The 25,280-nt window shown below is 66.7% G+C and carries 23 protein-coding genes; 10 read left to right on the top strand and 13 right to left on the bottom strand.

All coding sequences use genetic code 11. The annotated features are described in order from the left end of the window. Positions 1-325: 325 nt before the first annotated feature. From EJB06_RS23170 to EJB06_RS23215, 10 genes are read right to left on the bottom strand one after another with little or no spacing between them, the layout of a single operon-like run. Positions 326-1,108 carry a 2,3-dihydro-2,3-dihydroxybenzoate dehydrogenase gene (locus EJB06_RS23170; RefSeq protein WP_126076396.1) on the bottom strand — a complete coding sequence of 261 codons (783 nt, stop codon included), beginning with the start codon at positions 1,106-1,108 and terminating at the stop codon, positions 326-328. A 34-nt stretch (positions 1,109-1,142) separates the two neighbouring features. Further along, the gene (locus EJB06_RS23175; RefSeq protein ID WP_126076397.1) at positions 1,143-1,937 is read right to left on the bottom strand and encodes an ABC transporter ATP-binding protein; all 795 of its coding nucleotides are present in this window, start codon (positions 1,935-1,937) and stop codon (positions 1,143-1,145) included. Continuing rightward, positions 1,937-2,983, bottom strand: a complete 1,047-nt coding sequence (locus EJB06_RS23180) for a FecCD family ABC transporter permease (protein ID WP_126076398.1) — start codon at positions 2,981-2,983, stop codon at positions 1,937-1,939. Before EJB06_RS23180 ends, EJB06_RS23175 begins: the two co-directional genes overlap by 1 nt. Beyond that, on the bottom strand, positions 2,980-3,957 hold the full coding sequence (locus tag EJB06_RS23185; protein WP_198420901.1) for a FecCD family ABC transporter permease: 978 nt from the start codon (positions 3,955-3,957) through the stop codon (positions 2,980-2,982). Before EJB06_RS23185 ends, EJB06_RS23180 begins: the two co-directional genes overlap by 4 nt. Then, positions 3,954-4,874, bottom strand: a complete 921-nt coding sequence (locus EJB06_RS23190) for an ABC transporter substrate-binding protein (RefSeq protein ID WP_126076400.1) — start codon at positions 4,872-4,874, stop codon at positions 3,954-3,956. The genes EJB06_RS23185 and EJB06_RS23190 overlap by 4 nt, the downstream gene beginning before the upstream one ends. Continuing rightward, the gene (locus EJB06_RS23195; RefSeq protein ID WP_126076401.1) at positions 4,871-5,701 is read right to left on the bottom strand and encodes a siderophore-interacting protein; all 831 of its coding nucleotides are present in this window, start codon (positions 5,699-5,701) and stop codon (positions 4,871-4,873) included. The genes EJB06_RS23190 and EJB06_RS23195 overlap by 4 nt, the downstream gene beginning before the upstream one ends. Next, positions 5,698-9,558 carry a non-ribosomal peptide synthetase gene (locus EJB06_RS23200; protein ID WP_198420902.1) on the bottom strand — a complete coding sequence of 1,287 codons (3,861 nt, stop codon included), beginning with the start codon at positions 9,556-9,558 and terminating at the stop codon, positions 5,698-5,700. Before EJB06_RS23200 ends, EJB06_RS23195 begins: the two co-directional genes overlap by 4 nt. Then, the gene (locus EJB06_RS23205) at positions 9,555-10,430 is read right to left on the bottom strand and encodes an isochorismatase (RefSeq protein ID WP_164558009.1); all 876 of its coding nucleotides are present in this window, start codon (positions 10,428-10,430) and stop codon (positions 9,555-9,557) included. The genes EJB06_RS23200 and EJB06_RS23205 overlap by 4 nt, the downstream gene beginning before the upstream one ends. Positions 10,431-10,444: 14 nt before the next feature. After that, entirely contained in the window at positions 10,445-12,070 is a 1,626-nt protein-coding gene (locus tag EJB06_RS23210) for a (2,3-dihydroxybenzoyl)adenylate synthase (RefSeq protein WP_126076402.1), read from the bottom strand. Further along, positions 12,067-13,275: an isochorismate synthase gene (locus EJB06_RS23215; protein ID WP_126076403.1), complete on the bottom strand. Its 1,209-nt coding sequence runs from the start codon at positions 13,273-13,275 to the stop codon at positions 12,067-12,069. The genes EJB06_RS23210 and EJB06_RS23215 overlap by 4 nt, the downstream gene beginning before the upstream one ends. Before the next feature lie 292 nt (positions 13,276-13,567). On the opposite strand from EJB06_RS23215, the gene EJB06_RS23220 reads away from it, so the two are divergent. The 7 genes from EJB06_RS23220 to EJB06_RS23250 all read left to right on the top strand — a co-directional run bounded on the left by EJB06_RS23220 (position 13,568) and on the right by EJB06_RS23250 (position 20,413). Next, on the top strand, positions 13,568-14,650 hold the full coding sequence (locus tag EJB06_RS23220) for a 3-deoxy-7-phosphoheptulonate synthase (protein ID WP_126076404.1): 1,083 nt from the start codon (positions 13,568-13,570) through the stop codon (positions 14,648-14,650). Then, positions 14,643-15,824: an MFS transporter gene (locus EJB06_RS23225; protein WP_126076405.1), complete on the top strand. Its 1,182-nt coding sequence runs from the start codon at positions 14,643-14,645 to the stop codon at positions 15,822-15,824. Before EJB06_RS23220 ends, EJB06_RS23225 begins: the two co-directional genes overlap by 8 nt. Before the next feature lie 111 nt (positions 15,825-15,935). After that, positions 15,936-17,090: a type IV pilus twitching motility protein PilT gene (locus tag EJB06_RS23230; protein ID WP_126076406.1), complete on the top strand. Its 1,155-nt coding sequence runs from the start codon at positions 15,936-15,938 to the stop codon at positions 17,088-17,090. 204 nt (positions 17,091-17,294) lie between these two features. Continuing rightward, positions 17,295-18,194, top strand: coding sequence for a hypothetical protein (locus EJB06_RS23235; RefSeq protein ID WP_126076407.1), 900 nt, complete (start codon positions 17,295-17,297; stop codon positions 18,192-18,194). Positions 18,195-18,233: 39 nt separating this feature from the next. Further along, a complete protein-coding gene (locus EJB06_RS23240) occupies positions 18,234-19,061 on the top strand; it encodes an IS5 family transposase (RefSeq protein WP_126076408.1) in 828 nt (275 codons plus the stop codon). 271 nt (positions 19,062-19,332) lie between these two features. Continuing rightward, a complete protein-coding gene (locus EJB06_RS23245) occupies positions 19,333-20,106 on the top strand; it encodes a hypothetical protein (RefSeq protein ID WP_126076409.1) in 774 nt (257 codons plus the stop codon). 34 nt (positions 20,107-20,140) lie between these two features. After that, a complete protein-coding gene (locus EJB06_RS23250; protein ID WP_126076410.1) occupies positions 20,141-20,413 on the top strand; it encodes a DUF8617 domain-containing protein in 273 nt (90 codons plus the stop codon). A 138-nt stretch (positions 20,414-20,551) separates the two neighbouring features. On the opposite strand, the gene EJB06_RS32685 is transcribed toward EJB06_RS23250, so the two are convergent. Beyond that, positions 20,552-21,061, bottom strand: coding sequence for a helix-turn-helix domain-containing protein (locus EJB06_RS32685; protein ID WP_229427240.1), 510 nt, complete (start codon positions 21,059-21,061; stop codon positions 20,552-20,554). A 156-nt stretch (positions 21,062-21,217) separates the two neighbouring features. Here EJB06_RS32685 and EJB06_RS23260 point away from each other — a divergent pair, with 156 nt between their 5' ends. The 3 genes from EJB06_RS23260 (at position 21,218) to EJB06_RS23270 (ending at position 23,178) form a co-directional block, all read left to right on the top strand. Beyond that, on the top strand, positions 21,218-22,360 hold the full coding sequence (locus tag EJB06_RS23260; RefSeq protein WP_126076411.1) for a Kelch repeat-containing protein: 1,143 nt from the start codon (positions 21,218-21,220) through the stop codon (positions 22,358-22,360). 73 nt (positions 22,361-22,433) lie between these two features. Continuing rightward, positions 22,434-22,595 carry a YhfG family protein gene (locus tag EJB06_RS23265; RefSeq protein WP_126076412.1) on the top strand — a complete coding sequence of 54 codons (162 nt, stop codon included), beginning with the start codon at positions 22,434-22,436 and terminating at the stop codon, positions 22,593-22,595. After that, positions 22,585-23,178: a putative adenosine monophosphate-protein transferase Fic gene (locus tag EJB06_RS23270; protein WP_126076413.1), complete on the top strand. Its 594-nt coding sequence runs from the start codon at positions 22,585-22,587 to the stop codon at positions 23,176-23,178. The genes EJB06_RS23265 and EJB06_RS23270 overlap by 11 nt, the downstream gene beginning before the upstream one ends. Before the next feature lie 78 nt (positions 23,179-23,256). Here the strand turns inward: EJB06_RS23270 and EJB06_RS23275 are convergent, their stop codons facing one another. Continuing rightward, entirely contained in the window at positions 23,257-24,531 is a 1,275-nt protein-coding gene (locus EJB06_RS23275) for a c-type cytochrome (protein WP_126076414.1), read from the bottom strand. A gap of 15 nt (positions 24,532-24,546) precedes the next feature. Continuing rightward, the gene (locus tag EJB06_RS23280; protein ID WP_126076415.1) at positions 24,547-25,251 is read right to left on the bottom strand and encodes a c-type cytochrome; all 705 of its coding nucleotides are present in this window, start codon (positions 25,249-25,251) and stop codon (positions 24,547-24,549) included. Positions 25,252-25,280 lie beyond the last annotated feature (29 nt).

Here is a 25,280-nt window from a genome sequence, read left to right on the forward strand (position 1 = left end):
TATTGAGGTGTCCGGGCAAATTAGACCACAGCAACTGTAGATGCTGCGCTGAAGCGCTATGCCGTTCGGCGCACAGGTGAAAAGCCGAGGAAAACGTGAAATCGAAAAATGGGGACGATGCATTCCAGTCGACGCCTTTCGGTTTTACGTTGAACGGGCGCTTCCTGACGTTTTGCGTCCGCTACGGAACGGTTGTTATGTTCGTCATAGGGCGAAAGCGGCCTGTTTTCTACGTCTACATCTAACTGGATGCGCCCTCACCGTCATCTCTGCCACTACCTCACTCCCTCAGCCGACGGCGTTCAACCCATCGTTTCGTCCTACTCTATCCGCCCAACGTCGCCCCTCCGTCAATCCTCAAGTCGTGCATGGTGATGTGGCGTGCGCTGTCCGACGCCAGATACAGCACCGCCTCGGCGATATCCTCGGGCGTGGCAATCCGTTTCAACGGAATCCCCAGCCTGAACGTCTCCAGCGAACCGCCGATGACGCCCTGGGACCCATCGGCGCCGTTCCACAACTGGCGCTGCATCTCGGTGTCGGTCGATCCCGGCGACACCACATTGCAGCGAATCCCATGGGGCGCCAGTTCCAGCCCGAGGCAGCGCATGAACTGCGTGGACGCCGCTTTCGACGCCGCATAGGCCCCCATCTGCATCCTCGGCACGCTTGACGCATTCGACGCCACCGTCACGATGGCGCCGCGCTTGCGCTCCACCATGCCGGCCGCCACCGCGCGGCACAGGCGGAACACGCCGCCGGCATTGACCGCAAAGGTCCGCTCCCAGTCGTCATCGCTGCAATCCAGTATGGACCCCATGCGCAGGATGCCCGCCACGTTGACCAGCACGTCGATCTCGCCCAGCTCGCGCTCGACCTGAGCCACTGCCGCGTTCACGGCCGCGCTGTCCGTCACATCCACTGCGATGCCGATGGCTCGGGTGCCGCTGGCGCGCAAGGTGGCCGCCATGTCCTCGACCGCGCCCGCCTTTACGTCAAATACCGCCACCGCGGCGCCGCCCGCCGCCAGCTTGCGCGCCACCGCCGCGCCGATGCCCTGCGCCGCGCCGGTGACCAGCGCGACCTTGCCTTCGAATTGATTCGTCATCCTGTTCCTTGTTTCTTGTTCGTTTGGTGAAAAACTAATGAAAACGCCTGACCGGCACCACCACCGGCGCGCCGTCGCCGGGAGCGGACAGCACGTCCACCTCCAGCTCGTACAACTGGCGCACCAGCGCGGGCGTGACCACGTCGCGCGGCGCGCCGGCGGCGACGATGCGCCCATCGCGCATGGCCACCAGGGTGTCCGCATAGCGCGCCGCCGCAGCCAGGTCGTGCAGCACGATCACCACCGCGCGTCCGTCGGCGGCCAGCGCGCGCACGCGGTCCAATACATCGACCTGGTGCCCCAGATCGAGCATGCTGGTGGGCTCGTCGAGCAGCAGGATCGGCGTCTCCTGCGCCAGCGTCATCGCCAGCCAGCAGCGCTGGCGCTGTCCGCCGGATAACTGGTCGAGCCGGCGCTGCGCCAGCGCGCCGACATCGGTGGCCGACATGGCCGCGTTGACCGCCTGTTCGTCCTCGTGCGACCACTGGCGGAACAAACCCTGGTGCGGATGCCGCCCGAAGCGAACCAGCCCGCTGACAGTGATGCCCTCCGGCGCCTGCGGCGTCTGCGGCAGCATCGCCAGGCTGCGCGATGCCTGCTGCTGGCGCATCTGCCACAGGTCCTGCGCGCCGAGCGTGATGCTGCCTTGCTGCGGCCGGTGCAGGCGCGCCATGCAGCGCAGCAGGGTCGATTTGCCGCAACCGTTCGGACCGACGATGACCGTAACCTTGCCCGGCTCGATCGCCAGGTCGATCCCGTGCAGCACGGGGCGGCCCGGATGGCCGGCATGCAGGTTCTGCACACGCAATTGCGTCACTTGTTTATTCATTACTGCGTTTCTCCATTGCGCTCGTGAAGGAGCAGGTACAGCAAAAACGGTCCGCCCAGCAGGTTGCAGATCACGCCGACCGGCAGTTCGGCGTCGCCCAGGATGACGCGGCCCAGCGTGTCGGCGGCGGCCACCAGCAACGCGCCGGACAAGGCCGACGCCAGCAGCGCACCGCGCCCGTAGCCGACCAGCCGTTCGCCGATGAACGGGGCGGCCAGAGCGACGAAGGCGATCGGCCCGCACACGCCCACTGCCATCCCGGCCAGCAGCACGGCGCACAGCAGCACCTGCCACTGGGTGGCGCGCACCGGCAGGCCGAGGCCTGTTGCGACATCCGCGTCGAAGCGCAGCAGCGCCAGGCGACGGCTGGCCAGCAGCGCGGGCGGCAGCAGCACGAGTAATGCGACGGCGAGCGGCAGGGCCGAGCCGTAGGTGCGCCCGCTCAGGCTTCCGATACTCCATGCGTACAGCGCGCTGGCGTGCATCAGCTCCTGCTGCGACAGCAGCAGTTCGGCTCCCGCGCGCAACAGGCTCGCAATCGCGATGCCGACCACCAGCAGGCGGTGACCGCGGCTGTCGAGCGGGCCGCTGGCCAACAGCAGCAGGGCCACCGCACCCAGGGCGCCCAGCGGTCCCACCCACCATGGGCCCAGCATGCCGGTGGTACCTGCGATGAGGGCCATGAAGACGCCCAGCATGGCGCCATCGGCCACGCCGAGCATGTCCGGCGAGGCGAGGCGGTTGCGCGTGAGGGTCTGGATCAGGCTCCCGGCGAGGCCCAGCGAGGCGCCGGCCAGCAGGCCGGTGAGCACGCGCGGCAGGCGGAATTCCAGCACCATCAGGCGCATGCCGCCGGGCGCATCGCCATTGAGGACGGCCAGCAGCTGGGATGGCGTCAGCCACGCCGGGCCGGCCGACAAGGCGACCGCCACGGCCAGCACAAGCGCCAGCAGCAGGGCGCAGGTGGCGTACAGCGAGCGGCGGGCGACCAGCACCGACAGCGCGCCGCCGCGCAGGACGACAAGACCTGGTTCGGGCGCCATCATCGGGTGCTCCCGCGCGCGAGCCACACCAGCAGCGGCGCGCCGAACAGGGCGGTCAGTACGCTGATCGGCGTTTCGAAGGGCTGCGCCACCAGGCGCGCGCCCAGGTCGGCGAACAGCAGCACGATGGCGCCCACCCAGGCCGATGCCGCCAGTTGCGCCGCCAGTCCCTGCGCCAGCGCGCGCGCGAGGAAGGGGGCGAGCAGCCCGAGAAAGGCGATCGGCCCGGTCAGGGCCACCGCGCTGCCGGTCAGCAGCGTGGCGGTAAAGGCGACGGCGGCGCGCAGCATGCGCGGCGAGTGCCCGAGCGAGCGGGCGATGTCGTCGCCGAGCAGCATGGCCGACAACGGCCGCGCCAGGAACAGGGCGGCCAATAATCCGAACACGATGAAAGGGGCGGCCAGCAGGATCATGCCGCCGTTCGAGCCGGCCAGCGAGCCGAGTACCCAGAAGCGGTACTGGTCGTAGCCGGACGGCTGGCTAAGCAGCATGGCGGAACTCAAGCCATGAAAGGTCGCGCCCAGCGCCACGCCGGCCAGCACAAGGCGCAACGGACTGCCCGACTGGCGGCCCGCGTTGGCCACGCCGAGCACGCAGGCGTTGCCCAGCAGGGCGCCGGCGCCGGCCCACAGCAGATATGCGAGGCCCGATTCGGCGCCGGCCCAGGTAATGCCGGCCACCACGCCGAGCGCGGCGCCGGCGTTCACGCCCAGCAGGCCCGGCTCGGCCAAGCGGTTGCGGGTGACGGTTTGCATCAGCATGCCGGCCACGCCCAGCGCGGCGCCGACCAGCAGCGCGGCCAGGGTGCGCGGGGCGCGCACGTCGCGCACGATCATCTGCAGCGGCGAGTCGTCGCCGCCGGCCAGCGCGGCGCGCAGGTCGGCCATGCCGGCGTCGCCGGCGCCGACCAGCATCGATGCCAGCAGCAGCGCCGGCAGGACGGGCGCGAGAAGCGCGATGCGACTGCCTGGACTCAAGGCGCGGCCAAGGCTTTGTCGACGTCGGCCAGGATCGCCAGGGCGGCCAGCGGGCCGCCGGGACTGGTCCAGAGCGAGCCGTCCACCGCGCGCACCTGGTTACGCTGCGATGCGCCGAGCTGGCGGAACGGCGGCGACTGGCGCGCGGCAGCAAGGGCGTCGTTGGCCGGACCGCTGGTGCTCAGGGTGCCGACGAAAATCCAGTCGGCGTCGATGGCGGCCAGCGCTTCCAGGCTCAGTGGGCGCGAGTGCGCGGCGCCCGGCTGCATCTGCGCGGCGGGACGGCGCATCTTCAGGTCGGCCAGCACCAGGCTGGCAAACGAGTCGCGCAGCATGTACGACGGACCCTGTGGATTCCAGCGCACCACGCTCACCGTGGTGTTGGCGCGCTCGCCCAGGCGCTTGCGCAGCGCGTCGGCCCTGGCCAGGTAGTCGGTCAAAAACGCCTCGGTCTCGGGCGTCTTGCCCATCACGGTGCCGATGCGGCGGAAGGTGGCTTGCCAGTTCTCGCCCGGCTGGTAGGTGACGACGGTGGGGGCGATCTTGGCCAGTTGGGTCAGCAGCTCGGGGTCGCTCATGCCGCCGGCGAGAATCAGGTCGGGCTGCATGCCGACCACCAGGTCGAGCACGGGCGCGGCGAAGTTGCCTGCACTCGGGATCGCATTGGCCGCCGCGCCGAGGTAGCGCGGCATGGCGGTCTGGCCACGGCCCTTGGTGGCGCCGGCGGGCTTGATCTTCAATGCCAGCAGGGCGTCGAGATCGAGTTCGGACAAGGCGACGACGCGTTGGGCGCGTTCGGGCACGGTGACGGCGCGGTTGGCGGCGTCGACGATGTTGCGCTGCGCCAGCGCCGGCGCGGCGCACACGGCCATGAGGGCAAACAGGGCAACTCGGCGCAGGGGTGAGAATGTGATCATGATTCGGCTTCTTCCAGTTCATCCATAATGCGGTGGCGTTCGGCGTGGTACGCCTCTTCGGTGTGTTCGTCCTTCCAGTACGGGACGGCGTACATGTCGGCGCGGGCCACGCCGCGCTGGTGCAGCAGGAAGTCGCGCACGGCCAGCAGCTGGTTGCTCTCGCCGGCCAGCGTGACCGACACGCGCCCCGGCGGCCAGGCCAGCGCCTTGACCGCGTCGAGCAGCAGGGTGCTGATGCCGGGACGCGCGCCACGGCGCGACAGCCAATGCACCGTGAATCCGGCCGGGTAGGGCAGCGCCTGGACTTCGGAGTGGTCGGGCACTTCGATCAGCACCGTGCCGCGCGCCTTGCGGGGCACGCCGCGCAGGGCGGCGGCAATCGCGGCCAGCGAACTCGGGTCGCCGATCATCAGGTGGTAGTCGGCTTGCGGCACGAAGCGCGGCGGCCCGCCGGGACCGGCCACGCCGACGGCGTCGCCCTCCTGCGCGTGCACGGCCCAGCGCGAGGCGGGGCCGTCGTCGCCGTGCAGCACCAGGTCCACATCGAGCTCGCCCGCTTCGGCGTCGTAGCGCGCCACGGTGTAGGTGCGGGCGATGGGGCGGATGTCGGCCGGCGGCCACACCGGGCCGTCGGGGCCGAGCGTCGGCAGCACCGGTTCGCGCTGGCCTTCGCGCGCCAGCAGGAGCTTGATGTGAGCGCCGTCGCTGTCCGGCGGGAAGCCGGCCAGGGCGTCGCCGGCCAGCGTGATGCGGCGCATCAGCGGGGTCAGTTGCAAAATGCGCCGCACGTGCAGCATCCTTGGCGGTGTGCGTTTGGGAGTGGTCATGGTCTGCCTTCCGGGTCAATACGTTGTGCCAGCACGCGGCCGATGTGCCCCAGGGGCGCCGGCTGGCTCATGGACGAATGGGTGCAATCGACGTCGATGCGTTCCAGCTGGCCGTTCACATACGGCGTCCAGCCTTTCCAGTCGGGGGCGTCGGGGCCGCGCCGGCTGGCGTGGAAGAATAGCACGTCGCCTTCATAGCGTGGGTGCCGCAATTGGCGGTACAGGCGCATCGACAGCAGTGCGGTGGTGGTGATGCGTTCGATGTGGGCGTCGTCGGCCATGGCCAGCGAGCTGCCCGGCTGGCGGAACTGCGCCAGCAATGCGTCGCGCGCCAGCGGCTGGCCGTCGGCGTCCACCGACGGCGCGCCGATCACGTCCAGCATGGCGATCAGGGCGTCGCGTTCCTCTGCTTCCGGCTTGCCTTCCCAGATGTCGCTCGGGTAGGAGTCCATCATCGCCAGCAGCGACACCGTTTCGCCCAGCGCCTGCAGGCGCGCCGCCAGGGCGTGGGCCAGGCCGCCGCCCGAGGACCAGCCGATCAGGCGGTACGGCCCTTGCGGCTGGGCGCCGCGCACCAGGCCAAGGTAGTCGTCGACCTGCATGTCGATGTCGGCCGGTGGCGTGCCGCTCATGCCGCGCGCCTGCAAGCCGTAGATCGGCGTGTGCGGCAGGTAGGCGGCCAGGCCCAGGTAGCACCACGACAGGCCTTCGGCCGGATGCACGCAGAACAGGGCCGGACCGCTGCCGCGCTGGATGGTCAGCAGCGGGGCGAATTCGCCGCCCGCAGCCGCCGCCGGCGGCGCGTGGCCGACGGTGCCGAGCGAATGCGCCAGCGCGGCCACGGTGCGGTGGCGGAACAGGGCCGACACCGCAACTTCGCGCTTCAAGGCCGCGCCGAGGCGGTTGGCGACCTGGATCGCCTGCAGCGATTTGCCGCCCAGCGCAAAGAAGTCGTCCGATGGCGTCAACGCTTCCACGCCGAGCACCTCGCGCCAGATCGACATGACCGATTGTTCGAGCGGGGTGGCGCCGGCCGCCGTTGGCGCGGCATCGGGTTCTTTGGCGCGCAATGCGGAGCGGTCGATCTTGCCGTTGGCGTTGCGCGGCAGGCGCGCCAGGCTGGCGTAGTTGGCCGGCACCGCCGCCGCCGGCAGGCGTTCGGCCAGGAAGGCGCGCAGGGCAGGCGCATTGAGCTTGCCGGCGGTGGCGACAAAGGCGCGCAGGTGCTTGCCGCCATCGGGCTGCGACTGGCACACCACCGCCGCTTCGCGCACGCCGGGGTATTGCAGCAGCGCCGCTTCGATCTCGGTCGGGTCGATACGGTGGCCGCTGATCTTGACTTCGTCGTCCAGCCGGCCCAGGTAGCGCAGCTCGCCATCTTCGCCCAGCACCACGCGGTCGCCGGTGCGGTAGGCGCGGCGGCCGTCGGGCAGGGTCACGAAACGCTGCGCAGTCAATGCCGCGCGGTCGAAGTAGCCGCGTGCGAGGCCGCCGCCGATCAGGCACAGTTCTCCTTCTTCGCCGATGCCGACCGGGTGCTCGGTGCAGACGGCGATGTCGACACCGGGCAGCGGCCGGCCGATCGGCACGGCGTCGCCGTTCCAGTCGATGGCCTCGGGCCCCGCCAGCCGGGCGGTGGTACAGATGACGGTCGCTTCGGTCGGGCCGTAGGTATTGAGCAGCACCAGATGGCTCGGGGCGGCGGTGCGCCAGCGCGCCACGCGTTCGGCCAGTGCCGCCTCGCCCCCGATGATGACCAGGCGCAGGCAGTCGGGCAGCTTGGCATTGTGCTGGCCGACGTGGAAGGCGAGTTCGTGCCAGAAGGCGGTCGGCAGATCGAGCACGCTGATGCGCAGGCGCGTGCAGGCGTCGATGAAGCGCTCCAGCGATTCGAGCATGGCGTCGTCGCGCAGGATCAGCGTTGCGCCGGCGCCCAGGGTGAGGAAGATCTCCTCGACGCTGGCGTCGAAATGCAGCGGTGCGAATTGCAGTACGCGGTCGTTTGCCGTGACCTGGTAGCGCGCCGTGGCGCCGGCGCCGAAGTGGGCCAGCGCGGCGCGCTCGATCATGACGCCATTCGGCCGGCCGGTGGAGCCGGAGGTGTAGATGATGTAGGCCAGCGCGCTGTCGGCAACCGCCAGCGGGGCGATCATCGGCTCGCCTGGCGCGGCTTCGTCGATGCACAGCAGCGGCAAGGCGGCCGGCAGCAGGGGCGCGTACTTGCGCAGGCTGACCACCAGCGTGGGTTTCACGTCTTCCAGCACGGCGGCCACGCGCAGGGCGGGGCCGTCCGGGTCGAGCGGTACATAGCCGCCGCCGGCCCACATGATGGCCAGCATGGCGACGATGGTGTCCGCGCTGCGCGGCAGCAGCAGGACCACGCGGCTCTCTTCGGTCACGCCGGCGTCGCGCAGGCGGCCGGCCATGGTCTGGACCGCCGTTACCAGTTCAAGGTAAGTGAGTTCGGTGTCGCCGTGAATGAGGGCGGTTTTTTGCGCATCGTGCCGCAGCAGCGAGGCGAGGACGGAGTCGGGTGCGGTCGGCAGCGGGCCGCCGGACGCCAGGGCGGGCGTGGCGTGCGGCGCCTGTCCGAGCACGTTGGACAGCGGCGCGTCGGGTTGCGCGAGCAGGTCGGTCAGCGCTTGCAGCAGCGACGCATGCAGCGCGCGCACGGTGGCGTCGTCGTAGGCGTCCGGATTGGCTTCGATGTCGATGCGGCTGTGCGTGCCCGGCGCAATCGTGATCGACAGGTCTTCGACCGGACCGGCGGACACCGGGTGCGAGACCGCGTGCAGCGGGCCGAAGACCGGCGGGCGGTCGAAGGGCATCAGGTTGACGACGGCGCCGAACAGGCGGCGCGCGCCGCCGCTCATGCCCAGGTCGTGCTTTAAATGTTCGTAGCGGTAGCGCTGGTGCGGGCGGAGCGCCTTCATCTCGGCGGCGACCGCGCGCGCCAGCTCGGCCAGCGATTGCGCCGGCGCCGGCGCCAGGCGCAGGGGCACGATGTTCATCGCCATGCAGGGAATCGTCAGCGCGACCGATCCGAGGCGGCCCATGACGGGCAGGCCCAGTGTCAGCTCGCCCGCCGAGGCGTGGCGGCGCAGCCAGGCCCCGGTGGCGGCGATCAGCACGGCGGCCCAGTCCACGCCGGCGGCGCTGGCGATGGACTGGCAGCGTTCGATGGTGCTGGCGGCGATGGCGCCGCGCACACGGCGCACGCCGCGCGCCACGGTGGCCGGCGGCGCCAGCATGGCCGGCGCGCGGGCGTCCATCATGCGCGCCATCCAGAAATCGCGGTCGCGCACGTAGGCGGGGGAGGCGACATAGGCCGCGTCTTCGGCCACCACCGGATCGAGCTTGCCGGGACGCGCGGGCGGCGCCTCGGTACCGGCGCAGCGGGCCGAATACAGGGCCGCCACGCGCTGCGCCAGCATGGCGTAGGCGAAGCCGTCGAGGGCGATGTGGTGGGCGCGCAGGTACCACAGCGCCTTGTCCGGGCCGGTTTGCAGCAGCGCGCTGGCGAACAGCGGGCCGCGCGCCAGGTCGGCCGGTTGTTGCAGGTCGTCCTGCATCCACCTCCTGGCTTCGGCATCGTCCATGGCGTGGCGCGCGAACGGCCAGTCTTCGCTCGGGGCGGGCGTTTGCCAGACCGCGTTGCCGTCGCTGGCAAAGCGCATGTGCAGGGCGTCGCATTCGCGCACGGCCTGGCGCAGCGCGGCTTCGAACAGGGCGGCGTCCAGCGGGCCGCTCAGTTCGACCGCTTCCGCCGTCCAGTAGGCGGGGCTGGCGGCGTCCAGCTGCTGCCCCAGCCAGATGCCGTATTGGGCGCTGGTGAGCGCCAGGCGCGTGCCGCTCACTTGTTCACCCGGCGCGCGTCGAGCAGTTCCCACCAGTCGGCGAGGGTCGGGCGTTCGGCCAGTTCGACGAAGGTGGTTTCGATGCCGGCACGGCGCCAGCGTTCGATCAGGCTCATTAAACGGATCGAATCGAGGCCGGCGAACAGCAGGTTGTCGTCCGGGAGCAGGTCCGAGGCCGGCACCGCCAGCAGTTCCGCCACTTCCGCCTGCAGGGCGGAGCGCGTGGCGTGCCATGCGGCGGCCGGCTTGAGCGCACCGCTCACGGTCGCGGTGCTGGCGACAACGCCGCAACGCTGCGACACGTAGTCGAGGCCCATCCGGTGCTGTTCGGCCGAGAAGTCGGCCAGCGCATCGCCCACCAGGAAGGGCTGGATGTCGCTCATGAAGGCGTCGGCGGCGGTCATCAGGCAGCCGATGTGGGCGTACACGCCGCACACGATCAGCTGGTCGCGGCCCTGTTCGCGCATGCGCGCCAGCAGGTCGCTGCGGAAGAAGGCGCTGTAGCGCCATTTGGTCAGCACCACGTCCTGCGCGCGCGGCGCCAGGCTGGCCACCACCGGGGCGCGCTCGGGACGCGCGGTCAGGCCGGGGCCCCACCAGTCGGTCAGCAGGCCGCGGTCTTCGGGCGATTGCACGGCCGGCTGCGCGGTGTAGACGACCGGTACGCCGGCGGCGTCGGCGGCGTCGCGCAACTGTCCGATGTGCGCGATCAGCTCGGGAATCGGCGCGGCGGCGTTGTCGTAGAAGTCGAGGAAGTACTCCTGCATGTCGTGAATCAGCAGTACGGCGCGCTTGGATTCGGGCATCCAGCTAACGCGGTTGTCCGGCATGGCCGTGGGCATGGGGTAGGAGGCGATTTTCGGGATGGTCATGGTGCTTGCCGTTCTTATAGTGGAGTGCCGATCAGCTGGGCGATCTGTTCGCGCAGCTGGCGTTTGTTGACTTTGCCGACGCCCGTGACAGGGAAGCGCTCGACGAATTCGATGCGGTCGGGGATCTTGTACTGGGCCACGCCGCGTTCGCGCAGGAAGCGCGTCAGTTCGATGGCGCGTACCGGCGCGCCGCGCGTGACGATGAAGGCGCAACTGCGCTCGCCGAGGTAGGCGTCGGGCATCGACACCAGCGCGGCGTCGTGCACGGCGGGGTGGGCCAGCAGGTGGTTTTCGACTTCCTCGGCCGCGACCTTGTCGCCGCCACGGTTGATCTGGTCCTTGGCGCGGCCTTCGACCACCAGGTGGCCGGACGGCAGGCGCATCACCAGGTCGCCGGTGCGGTAGAAACCGTCGCTGGTGAAGGCGCGCGCGTTGTGTTCGTCGGCGCGGTAGTAGCCGCGGATGGTGTACGGGCCGCGCGTGAGCAGGTGGCCGATGTCGCCATCGGGCAGGTCGCGGTCTTCGTCGTCGACGATGCGCACTTCGTCGGCCGGCGAGATCGGGCGTCCCTGCGTGTTGGCGGTCAGCTCGGGTGTGTCGTCCGGGCGGGTGTAGTTGACCAGGCCTTCGGCCATGCCGAAGACCTGTTGCAGGGCGCAGCCGAGCACCGGCCTGACGCGGCATGCGGCTTCGGCGGAAAGGCGCGCACCGCCGACCTGCAGCAGCTTCAGGCTATCGAGCTTGTGGCGGGTGGCGCCTGCCGCATCGAGCCACACCATGGCCAGCGGCGGCACCAGCGCGGTGATGGTCACCCCTTCGGCTTCGATCAGCGGGAACGCGTCGTCCGGCGTGGGACGGCGCGCGAGCACCACGCAGCCGCCCGCGTGGAACACGCCGAAGGTGCCCGGAGAACTCATCGGGAAGTTGTGCGCGACCGGGAGGGCGCATAAATACACGCTGCCGCGATCCAGTTCGCAGATGTCGGCGCTGGCGCGCACGCTATACAAATAGTCGTCGTGGGTGCGCGGGATCAGCTTGGGCAGGCCGGTGGTGCCGCCGGAGAGCTGCAGGAAGGCCACGTCGCCCGGCTGCGGGCCGGCGATCTCGATGGCATCCGCATACAGCGAATCGAAGGCGATGAATTCGGCGGCGTCGCCGAGGACGATCACGCGCGCCAGGGCCGGCACGGCGGCCTGCACTTCGCGCGCCAGGGTGCGGTAGTCGAAGCCGGCGTCGCTGTCGGCGATGATATAGGCGGCGGCGTCGGTGAAGGCGCACAGGTGGCCGATCTCGTGGCGGCGGTGCGCGGGCAGGGCGAAGACGGGCAGTGCGCCGATGCGGAACAGGGCGAAGCAGGCGACGAAGAATTCGGCGACGTTGGGCAGTTGCACCACGACGCGGTCGCGCGCGGCGATACCGAGGCCGGTCAGGCCGGCGGCGAAGCGGTCGGCGCGCCGATCGAGTTCGGCGTAGCTCCAGCGGCGCGTGCCGCAGACCAGGGCGGTGCTGTCGGGGTGTTGGCGTGCGCGTTCGCGCAGCAGGGCTCCGAAGGTTTCACCGAGCCAGTAGCCGGCTTCGCGATAGCGCGCCGCAAAGTCGTCGGGATACGGGGTGAAACCGGGCAGATAGTCGGTGTTCATGCCGCGTCCTCCAGCACCGCTTCGAGGCCCATCGCGCGCAGCATGGTGCGCAGCTTGCCGGACGTTTCGAGATATTCGAGTTCGGGGTCGGAGCCGGCCACGATGCCGGCGCCCGCGTACAGGGTGGCGCTGTGGGCGCGCACGTCGGCGCAGCGCAGCGTGACGGCCCATTCGCCGTCGCCGTTGGCGTCCATCCAGCCCACCAGGCCGGCGAAGAAGCCGCGGTCGAATCCTTCGGCCTCGTTGATGAAGCTGCGCGCCACGGCGGCGGGGTGGCCGCAGACGGCGGGGGTCGGGTGCAGCGCCATGGCCAGGGCCAGCGAGGTCATCTCCGGCTCGTTCAATTCCGCAGTCACTTCGCTGCCGAGGTGCCACATGGTGGGCGTGGCGATCAGCGAGGGCACGGCCGGCACCTGGACCGAATGGCAGAACGGACGCAGCGAATCGGCCACCATGTCGGCCACCAGCGCGTGTTCGTGCAGGTCTTTTTGCGATGTCAGCAACCCTTGCGCGCGGCGCTGGTCTTCCTGCGCATCGGCGCTGCGCGGGATCGAGCCGGCCAGCGGATGGCAGCGCACGCGCGTGCCAATACGCGAGAGCAGCAGTTCGGGACTGGCGCCGATCAGGGTGCGGCGGCCATCCTGTTCCGGCGCCATGTCGATGGCGAAGGTGTAGCCGTGCGCATTGCGTGCGCCCAGCCGGGCCAGCAGGGAAGCGACATCGATCTCGGTTTCCAGGGTCAGTGAGCGCGACAGGACCACTTTTTCCATCCGGCCGGCGCGGATGCGTTCGACCGCCTGGGCCACGGCGCGGCGGTACTGGGCCTGGTCGGGCACGGCGGCGATGGTGCGCGGGAAGCGGGCGCGCGTGGCCGCCGCTTGCGGGGCGGGCGAAGGCAGGTTGGCGGGACCGGTGGCCATCAGCACGTGCTCGGGGATGAACAGGTGGGCCGGGGCGTCGGCCAGGAAGGGCACGGCGCCGATCAGCACCGGCAGCATCTCGCCGTCGCGGCGCGCCGCGCGCAGCAGGGTGCTGGCGGCGCCGGCCAGGGCGGCCCCGGACTGCGGCGCCAGGATGCTGCGCTTGCCGCTGGCGAGCAGCGTGTGGCCGGGCGAGGAGAACAGGGTGGCGCCAGCTTCGTAGTGCGCGCACAGGTCGGCCGCGCTGGTGCGGCTCAGGTAATGGCCGTGCAATCTGTCATTCATGGTGAAATCCTTGCGTTAGGAGGGCAGTCGGAGCGATTCGCCGGATGGGCGGGGCCGAACTATAGATCGGAATGATAATCATTTACAACCTAAATATTAATGCAAATGAGATTGATTCGCATTTAGCGAGTATGGTATGCTTAAGTTTCACACCTGTCAACGATGGCAATTGTTCATCCAACCTGAAAAGACCTACCATGCCCGCACTTCACCTCGCCGTTCGCCAACCGGGCCTGCCGGCGCCCGCCGCGCCGGTCCATGCCGTCCACGCCAACCGCCGTGGTGGACCGGCATGAAGCGCGACCTGTCTCCGCTGTCGCACGACACGCCCGGCCCCTTGCCGTCGCCGGCCGAATTGCGCGCGCAGCTGCCGCTGTCCGATACCGGGGCCCTGCTGATCGGCGCCGCGCGCCAGACCGTGCGCGATATCCTCGACCGCCGCGATGCGCGCCTGATGGTGGTGGTCGGTCCCTGTTCGATCCACGACCTGCACGCGGGCCGCGACTACGCGCGCCGCCTCAAGGCGCTGGCCGACGAAGTGGCCGACACCCTGTTCGTGGTGATGCGCGTGTACTTCGAAAAACCGCGCACGCGGGTGGGCTGGAAAGGGCTGATCAACGACCCGCGCATGGACGGCTCGTTCCGCATCGACGAGGGCCTGGCGCTGGCGCGCCAGTTCCTGATCGAAGTGGCCGAACTGGGACTGCCGGCGGCGACCGAAACGCTGGACCCGGTCTCGCCGCATTACGTCGGTGAGCTGATCAGCTGGGCCGCGATCGGCGCGCGCACCACCGAATCGCAGACGCACCGCGAGATGGCCTCGGGCCTGGGCGTGCCGGTCGGCTTCAAGAACGGCACCGACGGCAAGGTCGATACGGCGGTCAATGCGATCGCCTCGGCATCGCATCCGCACGCCTTCCTCGGCATCGATGCGGCGGGCCGCGCGGCTGTGGTGCGCACGCCCGGCAATCCGTACGGGCACCTGGTGCTGCGCGGCGGCGGCGGACGTCCCAACTACGACGCGGCCAGCGTGGCATCGGCCGAACAGGCGCTCGAGAAGGGCGGCCAGCCGCCCAACATCGTGATCGACTGCGCGCACGATAACTCGAACAAGAACCACACCCTGCAGGCCGGCGTGATGGCCGACGTGGTGCGCCAGCGCCTGGCGGGCAACCGCAGCGTGGCCGGGGTGATGATCGAAAGCTTCATCGAAGCGGGCAACCAGTCCATTCCCGCCGAACTGTCGGCACTGCGCTACGGCTGCTCGGTGACCGATCCCTGCGTCGACTGGGACGGCACGGTGGCCATGCTGCGCGCCGCGCGCGAGGCGCTGCGCGAGGACGTCGCCGCGCGCCGGAGAAGCAGCGATGACTAAGGCTTCCCGCGCAATCGCCCTGGTGGCGGCGCTGCAGTTCGTGTATCTGGTCGACTTCATGATGGTGCTGCCGCTCGGTCCCGACCTGGCGCGCGAGCATGGCTTTGCGCTCGACCGCCTGGGCTGGCTGGCGGCGGCGTATACGCTGGCGTCGGCGCTCTCCGGCCTGGTCACCTTCCGCCTGCTGGACCGCTTCGACCGCAAGCCGGCGCTGTTGCTGACCTTCGGCCTGCTGGCGCTGGCCACCTTCGCCACCAGCTTGTGCCAGGGCTTGCCGGCGCTGATGGTGGCGCGCGCGCTGACCGGCGCCTTCGGCGGACCGGCGGTGGCGATCGGCATGGCCATCGTGATCGACATGACGCCGCCGGAACAGCGCGGCAAGGCCATGGCCAAGGTGATGCTGGGCTTTTCGCTGGCGGCGATTGCCGGCGTGCCGCTCGGCCTCGAACTGGCCCGGATCGGCGGCTGGCAGGCGCCGTTCTACATGGTGGCGGGGCTGGCGGCGCTGGTGCTGGCGGCGATGGCGTGGCTGTTGCCGGCCCTGGAAGGGCACCTCAACGCGCGCGAGAAGGTCTCGGCGCGCATTCTGCTGGCGCGGCCCGCGGTGCGCCTGGCGATGCTGCTGCAGGCCGGCAGCGCGTTCTCGGCCTTTCTGGTGATCCCGCATTTTTCGGCATACTTCCTGCTGAACCTGGGCTTTCCGCGCGCGCAGCTCGGCATGCTGTACTTCGCCGGCGGGGTGGTCGCGCTGCTGACGGTGCAGCTGCTCGGACGCCTGGCCGACCGCGCCGGGCCGGTGCTGGCCGCCGCTCTGGCGTCGAGCGCGTTCTGCGCCGGGCTGGCGCCCTTCTTCGGCGCGGGCGCCGTGCTGCCGATCCTGTTCTTCGTGCTGTTCATGGCCGGTAACGCGGGACGCAACGTGACCATGGCGGCCACCGTCAGCCAGGTGCCGTCGCCGCACGAGCGGGCCGGCTTCATGTCGCTGCAAAGCCTGGTGCAGGACGTGGCCATCGGCGCGGCCGCGCTGGTGACCAGCTGGCAGCTGGGCGAGGCCGCCGACGGGCGCCTGACCGGCATGGCGCCGGTGGCGGCGCTGGCGGCCGTCATCGCCGTGGCGGTGGCGTGCGGACTGGCGCGGCTGGCCGGTACGCGCCGCGCTGTTGCGCTGGAGTGACAGGGGAAGGGGCGCCAACGCGCAATCCTGAAAAATAATCTTTCAGGATTGCAATTTTTCGCGAGGACTGGTCTTATAATTATCGGCACTATTGACCACGCCAAGAGCCAGATGGAAAACCACCAGTCCTCGCAGATCCGTACCCTGTCCTATGTGGAGAATGAAGACCATCCGGTGTTCGGCACCCTGGTCGAACAGATTCTTCACCTGCTCAATTCGAAGCTGATTTTCAGCGACATCATCATTCACCAGAATAGCCCGCTGATGCTGCGCCAGCCGAAAGGGCTGGTGGCGGTGACCGATTCGCCGATCACCAAGGAGGAGCTGGAAGAGTTCTTCGAAGTGATCGAGCCCGATTGGGCCGAGCGCATCGCCGACCGCGCCTTCGACCGCTCGATCGACCTGCATACGGCGCGCATCCGCGCCAACTGCTTTACCTTCCAGGGCAAGAAGCGGCTCGGCTGCGTGGTGCGGCGCTTTCCGCGCGAACCGCTGCCGCTCAATCAGCTGGGCCTGCGCGCGGCGGAGCAGGATTTTGCGCTGCTCACCAGCGGGCTGGTGCTGATCATCGGCGACACCTGCCAGGGCAAGTCGACCACCATCGCCTCGATGATCGACCAGATCAACAAGACGCGCTCGGGCCACATCATCACCATCGAAGACCCGGTCGAAACCCTGATCCCCCAGCGTAAATGCATCATCACCCAGCGCGAAGTGGGCTTCGACGGCGACGTCGAGAGCTACTACCTCGGTGCGCTGGACGCGCTGCGCGAGCGGCCGGACGTGATCGTCATCGGCGAGATCCGCGACGCCCAGACCGCGCAGGAAGCGCTGGCGCTGGCCGAATCGGGTCCGCTGGTGCTGGCCACCCTGCACGCGCGTTCGACCGAACTGGGTTTGCAGAAGATGCTGCGCCTGCTGGGCAATTCGGACGCGCAGGCGCAGGCCCTGGCGAGCGCCTTGCGCGGCGTGCTGTGCCAGGCCTTGCTGCCGTCGGTGGGCGGGGAGCGCTATTACCTGGCCACCGAGTGCCTCAGTTCGAATCCGGAAGTGGTGCGCATGATCGAATCGGGCCGCGTGGGCGAGGTGCGCACCTTGATGGATGGCGGCACCGGCAAGTTCAATGCGGGCTGCCATTCGATGAACACGGCGCTGGTGAACCTGCTGCGCGAGAAGAAGATCAGCGTCGAGGATGCGCGCAATGCGACCACCGACCGGATCGGGTTCGCCGATGCGTGTTATAGCGGGATGCTGGACGCGGCGTGAGGCATTTTTTCCCGTCTGGCCGCTCGCGGGCGGCCAGGCCGATTGTGCGGCTGGCCTGAACGCCGCCTTGTCTCTTCACGCCGGATCGGCGCCCGGCAGCGCCCTCCCGACTCGACATGTCCCTCGAATCGAACAAGCATCGCAGCACTGCCGTCCGGTGATGCTTGCCTGAATTCGCCTTGTGAATTGCAAAACCAGCGCCAGGTGACCGAGCTGTTCCTGGTTCTGCTCGCACGCGCACCGACCTCCGACGAGCTTGCCCAGTGGAGCGCAAGGTTCAAGGCCGGCGCCACTTTTGCCGAAGTCGCGATGCAATTGATCGTGCACCCGGACGCGAACGTGTTCTACCCGGTCGGCGGCATCGAGCCCCGATCGTTTGTGGCGCAGGTGTTCAACAAGGCCTTCGGGCGCTCGGCCACCGATGCGGAATTCGACAGATGGCTGGCGATGGCAACAGCGCCTGATGTCACGCGCGGCGCCTTTCTCGACACCGTACTGCACAATATCGAAGGCGCGGCCGAACTGCGTGCCTGGAACGCCATGCTCGACGCGGTGTTGCCGGCGCGCGGCGACCTGGCGCAGCAGGTCGCGGTGACGGAACTGTACGCGGCGGTGCTGGACCGTTCGCCGTTCCCGGCCGAACTGGCCGAGGGCCTGGTTCTTTTGTTGGATGGCATGAGCCGGCTGGACTTTGCCAACAAACTGCTCGACAGTGTCGAGGGCGCGAGCCGCTACCCATCGAGCACCGATCCGACCAGTTTCGTGAAGGCGCTGTCGCAAGCCATGCTGCACCACGCGCCGGGCGAGGAACTGATCGACCTGGCCTATCTGGCCAGGCAGAAGTCGCGTGTGCATGCGGTGCTGGCGATGCTGGCGCGCATGGACGACAGCAAGACCAGCGAGACCGACCGCAAGATGTTCGCGGACCGGGTCAAGGCCAACCTGGGCCTGGTGCCGGTGACGGCGTTCACGGCCGCCACGCTCGACCCGGCATCCCTGCGCGCTGCGCTGGCACGCGCCGACGGGGTGGCCGACCGCGTCATCGAGATGAGCTACGATTTCCGTAACAAGGTGCTGAGAGACTGTTTAAAAACTCACAGGTAACTTTGCTGTCCAAATGATTTTCCCTGCAAGGAGGAGGTCATGTGGACAGCAGAGCAACGGGCGCGACATTCGTTGTCGGCGTCCAAAGGACGTAGTGGCTATCGGTCTGACATCAGTGACCAGGAGTGGAAGCTTGTTGAGCCCTTACTTCCGGGCCGGTCTCGGACAGGCAGCCCACGCAAGACGGAGCTTCGCCAAGTCATCAATGCGCTACGTTACCTGGTGCGTTCAGGATGCGAATGGCGTATGTTGCCCAACGACTTTCCTCCATACCAAACGGTGTATTACTGGTTCCGCCGCCTGATGCGACGCTTCCTGTTCAGAACAATCCACGACCTGGCGCTCATGCTTGATCGGATGTGCGAGCAACGCGAGGTCGTTCCCTCGGCTGGCATCGTCGATAGCCAGTCGGTAAGGGCTCCTGGCGCACGTGAGCGCGGTTATGACGCACACAAGAAGATTGGCGGGCGCAAACGCCACATTGCAGTCGACACCGACGGGCGCTTGCTGGCAATGCACCTGACACCTGCTGATATCGCTGATTCGACCGGTGCCCAGTTCGTACTTGATGCCCTGGTCAAGCGCTGGCCTTGGGTTCAACATCTCTTCGGCGACGCCGCTTATGACAGGCGCACGCTGCTCGACAAGGCTGCCTATCTTGATTTTACGCTCGACGTTGTACGGGGCTTGCAGGGGCAAATCTGCTTTAAGGTACAACCTCGCCGCTGGGTCGTCGAACGCACGTTTGCATGGCTGATGCGCTACCGCCGTCTGGTGCGGGATTACGAGCAGCGTCTCGACGTATCCGAGGCCATGATGTACATTGCGCTTGGCTCATCGCTATTGCACCGGATTCGTTTCCGCTAAGTTTTTAAACAGTCTCTCAGAACGTTAAGCCCACACGGCTGAAAATGTAATTCCAGTTGACTATTCAAGCGGGTACGCAGGAGGGAGCTTCTCCGATTGGGCGGATGAAGGCGACTCTTATTCGTCTGGACCAAATCCTAATAGCCGTGATCGATCGCGTTATTCAATCTCTCGCGACGGCTCACCGCAGAGTCCCGTCGCGGACGTTCCCGTAAGTAATGATGAGGTCGCCTTTCTTAATAGATTTTTATCAAATCCAGGGACGACCGAATTGATCGAAGGAAAACTTGGTACCTTGCCAGGTTTTAGCGAAAAAAGCAGATCGGTTGACGTGCGCGGCGGCAGTGCCAGTTTCGCGGACGCAGGCTATCAGTGGTCCGACTTGCCGGGCCAGGAATTAACACCGTTCCAACGTTATGGGAGTAACGCGGCGTTGGATTCCTTCCTTAGAGCTCCTATAAATCTATTCGCAAATACAGTGGAGTTTCTTGGAAATAATTTGAATCTTAGCTTAACAATGCCTGGTCAGATTGATTACATTTCTTTCATGGATGGTGTTAAGCAACCGTATGTTACAGACGTAGGTGACTATGCCGAGTTTGGTATAGGAATGGGCTTGGCCGCATTGAGTCCTCGTTACCAAACACGCGGCACGGTAGCGCCAATGCCTGTAGCAACGGGACGGGTCACCATTCTTAATGGTGCAATTCCTGATGCGAACGAATTGCGTGCTGGCCATGGATTGGCAGAATTAGGCCATAATGTAGATTTTTTGCCAACAGCTTCGTCACAGGGCATTAAAAATGTCCGTACGGCCGATATGGCGGTGAGTAAGGTCGGAAATGTTGATGTTTATACGCCTGAGTCAGTAAATCCAAATACTATTGTAAGGATGATTGAGAGCAAAGATTCGCAAGCATCCGGAATATTTATACAAACCGAGTTGAGTGGTGTTGATCTTAATTCGATTGCTGAACGGACTTGGGGGAAGCCGAACGTAAAAAATATTGATACACTTTTTTTCAGAATAAAGACGGAGCAATAGCTCGTTTCAACCGCCCAAAAGGAGGTAAATAAAAATGCCAAAATTCACATGTAGTTGCGGTCACGACATGAATCTTTCACAAGGTCGGCCTGATTTTGAGTTAGCCCTTATTCCAGAGAAACGCATTGAGGAGATTGCCGATTTCTTGGCAAGTGAAGTAAAAATGACGGATGAGCAGTTTTTCAACATGATTGATGAGGTGAAACATACAGTCTACCGATGCCCGGTTTGTCGTAGATTACACGTGGAAAGTAGAATCAATAAGAATCATTTTGATACTTATGCCTTGGTACCTAGTCCGCAGTAGCGGTGCCAAGTCTGATATGTGGACACGGCCTCATCAGGATTCATATCTTGAATAAAAAAAGCAGCCTCCAACCCCTGCTCGCTGAAGTGGAGGCGCCGGGTGCGGCTTTTTTCGGCTGCTCGGATGGCAGCGAGAAAGCTACTTGAGCCGAGAGGACCAGCGTTCGGCCTCGTACTTGATGATCACCCCTTCCAGCAGTTGGCGGATGACGGCCTGTTGCGGCTCCGGCATGCCGGCGATGGCCAGGAACTGAAGGGCCAAGTTGGCGTCCGGCACCAGTTCGCTCTCCTCGAAAATCAGAAAATCGGTCGTCACGGGCAAGACCTGGGCGATCTTCTTGATCGCTTCCAGCGATGGCAGGGACGCGCCTGCTTCATAGCGCTTGACCGGCGTAACATGCAAGCCGAGGGCATCAGCCAGCGCTGGCATTATCTCTTTTGTGTTGATGCGCGTTGCCGATTGCCTCGCCGCAAGTGACCTCGCACCGGCGTTTCCCCATTTACCACACCAGCCTTCATCGGTTTTGGAGGCCTTATCGATAACCCCAACTTCATTAAGCCGCGTTGGTCCATCGATCATGTTCAGCCGGCTGTCGGCGACCGGTTTCGGCCACAGGCGCAACAGTCCACAGCTCAAATCGTCTTGCATTGACACCGCTCAAACATCGGCCTCAGCCAGGTACTACGATAGCAATCTACCTCGTAGACATTGCGCAGCTCGCTTCGGTAGACATGCCGGCGGAGCAGGCTCCCTGATACAGCTTTCCTCCGCGCATCCCGGCATGGCATCGAACAGGACCCGATCATGACACCGCTGTACGCGCCCATCCTCGCCGTCTTCATTCTCCCCGCCGCCATGGCCCAGCACAGCGACTGCCGCCAGTCCTGGATGCCGCCCGACGCACCCGCCTTCTGTCCGTTCGAACCCGAGCCGTCCCTGCCGGAAGCGCGCACCTATCATGCCGTCACGAGCGTGGGCAAGAACATCTACGTCGCCGGCGGCTACCAGTTCACCGCGTCGACCGGCGTGGTGACGTATTACAACAGCGTGCTGCTGTCGCGTATCGGCGCCAACGGCCGGCTCGGTGCGTGGAGCGTCGAACCGGCCTTTGCCACGGCGCGCGCGGGAACGGCGCTGGCGCAGGCCGGCAACTGCCTGTTCCTGGGCGGCGGCAGTTCCTCGACGCCGACCTCGCTCAACTACTATGACGACGTCCAGTTCGCGCGCATCCAGGCCAACGGGCGTTTGTCGGCCTGGACGACCAGCCCGGCGCGCCTGAAAACGCCGCGCTCGAACCACAGCCTGCTGGCCATCACGGCCGATCAGGGAACGTTTCTGTATGCGGTGGCGGGAGTGACCCAGATCGGGACCGACACGGTGCACCTGGACGATGTGGAGGTCGCCAAAGTCGGCAACGACTGCGCGCTCGGCCCCTGGCAGATCGCCAACTTCCACATGAAAGGCGGGCGCAGCTCGCCGCAGGCGCTGGCGGTGCGCAAGCACATCGTGGCGATCGGCGGCTGGGGCGACCTGGATCTGTACGACGTTTTCGACGACGTGCAGGTCACGGCGCCGCGCCCGGACGGCACGCTGGCGCCATGGCAGACCTCGCCCGCGCGCCTGACGTCCGGCCTGTACGGCCACGCCTCGGTGTTCGTACCCTCGCCGCAAGGGCCGCAGGCGCCGATGCTGCTGACCGTGGGCGGCCAGCCCGGCACCGGCGCTTATGCCAACTGGATCAACTACAACTACGTGCGGCGCAACGAAAGCCTGCCGGACGCGCTCGGCCGCTGGCGCATCGCGCCCACCGGCAAGCTGCCGGCCGGGCGCGCCGGCCTGGGCGCGGTGGAGGCGGACGGGCGCTTGTTCGTCATCGGCGGCAACGACGCGGCAGGGGTGTACTACCGCGATGTGCTGTCGGCACGCTTCGATGCCGGCCGGCCGTGAAGGGAGACTGCGGCAAAAAGCGTTTCAGGTACAATGTCTGTGGGCGGCGTACCTATTACGCGGGAGTACTCAGATGTTGACGAATGAAATGAAGCGGCAAATTTTCTTGAAACTGCGTTCCGAAAATTACCGCGCCAGCCTTCGGCTCGAAGGGCTCGTGCCGAGTCCGGTAAGCACCAGCGAGCCGGTCGTCAAAAAAATCGCGCTCCCTCTCAAGAAGAAGCATGGCCGGTAAATACGGTTCAGACGAGGATGGTGAGTATTGCTATCCTAACTCTAACGTGCTGATCAATAAGCTTGGCATCACTGACGAGGATGCACTGCAAGCGGCTGAAGTCCAGCTAAGCCAAACACGTATCGAACAGTTCCATCCGGATTTCGATAATTTTTCGTTGCCGGCGCTGCGCGCAATCCATTTCCATCTGTTTCAAGATCTGTATGACTGGGCGGGCGAGCTCCGCACGGTTGACATTAGCAAAGGTAGCACCCGGTTTGCAACAGTCAGTCGCATTGAACCTGAAGCGGAAAAGCTGTTTCGGCAGCTGCAACAAGAAAACTTGCTAGTTGCTTTGCCGCGTGCGCACTTTGTTGCCCGACTCGCTCATTACTACTCTGAGCTGAATGTTATTCATCCATTCCGTGACGGAAATGGTCGCGCACAGCGTCTCATGTTCGAATTGATTGGGATTAATGCTGGCTTTGAGGTCCGCTGGCAAGCGATTTCACGCGCCGAATGGATTGATGCCAACATTGCCGCATTCAATTGCCAACTCGATTTGCTCACTACACTACTGGATCGTGTTCTTACTCCGATCTGACTCCTGCGAGCGCCCAAGTACGCATTCCCGTGCACGTCATCAGATTGCGGGGCAGCAAAAGCGTGCCCCGCCTGTATCTCAATCGAGCGGCACGCCCCGATACCTGTTCACCTCCGACGCCGTCACCGGCGGCGCCTTGTTGCCCCAGCTATTGCGCAGGTAGCTCACCACGGCCGCCACTTCATAGTCGTCCATGACGTGGCTGTACGGCGGCATGCCGTACGGGCGCGGATTGCCGCCCGTGCTCGGCGCAAAGCCGCCGTTGAGGACGATGCGGATCGGGTTGACCGCTTCCTTCATGGTCAGCGCGCGGTTGCCGTCCAGCGGCGGGTAGTGCGGCGGCAAGCCCTTGCCGTCGGCCCCGTGGCACTCGATGCAGTTCGCTTCGTACAGCTTCTTGCCCTGCGCCAGCACTTCGGCCACCCTCGGATCGGTCGACACTTCCACGGCCGGCGCCGGCGTGGCCGGCAGCGACTTCAGGTACACCGCCATCGCCGTCACGTCCCCGGTCTCCATGTGTTGCAGGCTGCGCTGCACGACTTCGGCCATCGGCCCGAACACGGTCGCGCGCGGCGAGACGCCGGTCTTGAGCAGGTCGACGATGTGCGGCACTTCCCAGCTGCCCAGCCCCGCTTCGGCGTCGGACGTGAGCGAGGGTGCATACCAGCCGATGGTCGGAATCAGTCCGCCCGACAAACCGTCTTCGCTGGCGCCGAAGCTGTTGCGCGTGCTGTGGCAGGCGGCGCAGTGGCCCAGGCCCTCGACCAGGTAGGCGCCGCGGTTCCACTGGGCGTTCTGGGTGCCGACCGGCACGTATTCGCCCGGCTTGAAGTACAGCAGGCGCCAGCCGGCCAGCATGATCTGCTGGTTGTACGGAAAGGCCAGGCTGTGCGGCTTGTTCGGCGCCTTCTGCGCGGGGATGCTCTGCATGAAGGCGTACAGCGCGTCCGAATCGGCGCGGCTGACCTTGGTGTAGTTGGTGTACGGGAAGGCCGGATACAGCAGGCGGCCGTCGCGCGATTTGCCGTTGTGCAGGGCGTTCCAGAAGTCGTCGGCGCTCCAGGCGCCGATGCCGGTGTCGCGGTCGGACGTGATGTTGGGCGCGATCAGGCTGCCGAAGGGCGTCTCCAGCGCGCGCCCGCCGGCATATTCGGCTCCGCCGCGCACGGTGTGGCACGCCATGCAGTCGCCGGCCTTGGCCAGGTAGGCGCCACGGGCAATGTTCTGGGCGGTCGGCGCGAAGTCGGCCGGCGATCGGGAGGCGATGAAGTCGTTGCGCGGCCAGGCCACTGCCACGGCCACGCCAATGACGCTGGCCAGCCCCGCGAGGCTGAGGAGGATTTTCTTTTTCATGAGGTGTTTCCTGGCTTAGTCCGGGGCGCTGCCGCACTGCATGGGCAGCGGGCGGGCGATGGCGGCGGCGGGGCGCGCTTCGGGCGCCACTTGCTGGGTACCGAGCCAGGCCGAGACGGCGTTCACGTCTTCCAGGCTGAGGCGTTCGGTGATGACGGCCATGCAGTCGGGCGCGTGGGCGCGGCGCGTCTTGTTGCGCCAGGCGCCGAACTGGGCGTTGAGATAGTCGCGCGGCAGGCCGGCCAGGCCGGGAATCGCGGGGGTGACGCCGGTCAGTTTTTCGCCGTGGCAGGCGATGCAGGCCGGTACCTTGAGGGCCGGGTCGCCTTGCAGGGCCAGCTGGCGGCCGCGCGCGAGGACGGCGGGCGCGGCCGGGGTGGCCTGCGCTGGCGGTGGCGGCAAGTGTTCGGCAGCGAAATGGTCGGCGATCTCGAGCAGGTAGGCGTCGGACAGGTGATCGACCATATAGGTCATCAGCGGATACTGGCGGCGGCCTTCGCGGAAATTGATCAGCTGGTTGTACAGGTAGCCGGCCGGCTTGCCGGAGATGCGCGGGAAATAGGCGTCGTTGACATCTTTCTTGGCATGGCAGGAGGCGCAGGCCAGCAGGCGCTGGGCCATCGTGTCCGGCAGCACGGCGGGGCGCTCGGCCGCGTGCAGCGGCGCCGCGGCGGACGCGAGCGCGCCGAGCACAAGCGCGCTGGTGAGGGTGTTTCGCATGGATGATTCTCTGATAAGGTTACCGGTGA

The organism is Massilia atriviolacea (assembly GCF_003953935.1).
Taxonomy (GTDB): domain Bacteria; phylum Pseudomonadota; class Gammaproteobacteria; order Burkholderiales; family Burkholderiaceae_D; genus Telluria_A; species Telluria_A atriviolacea.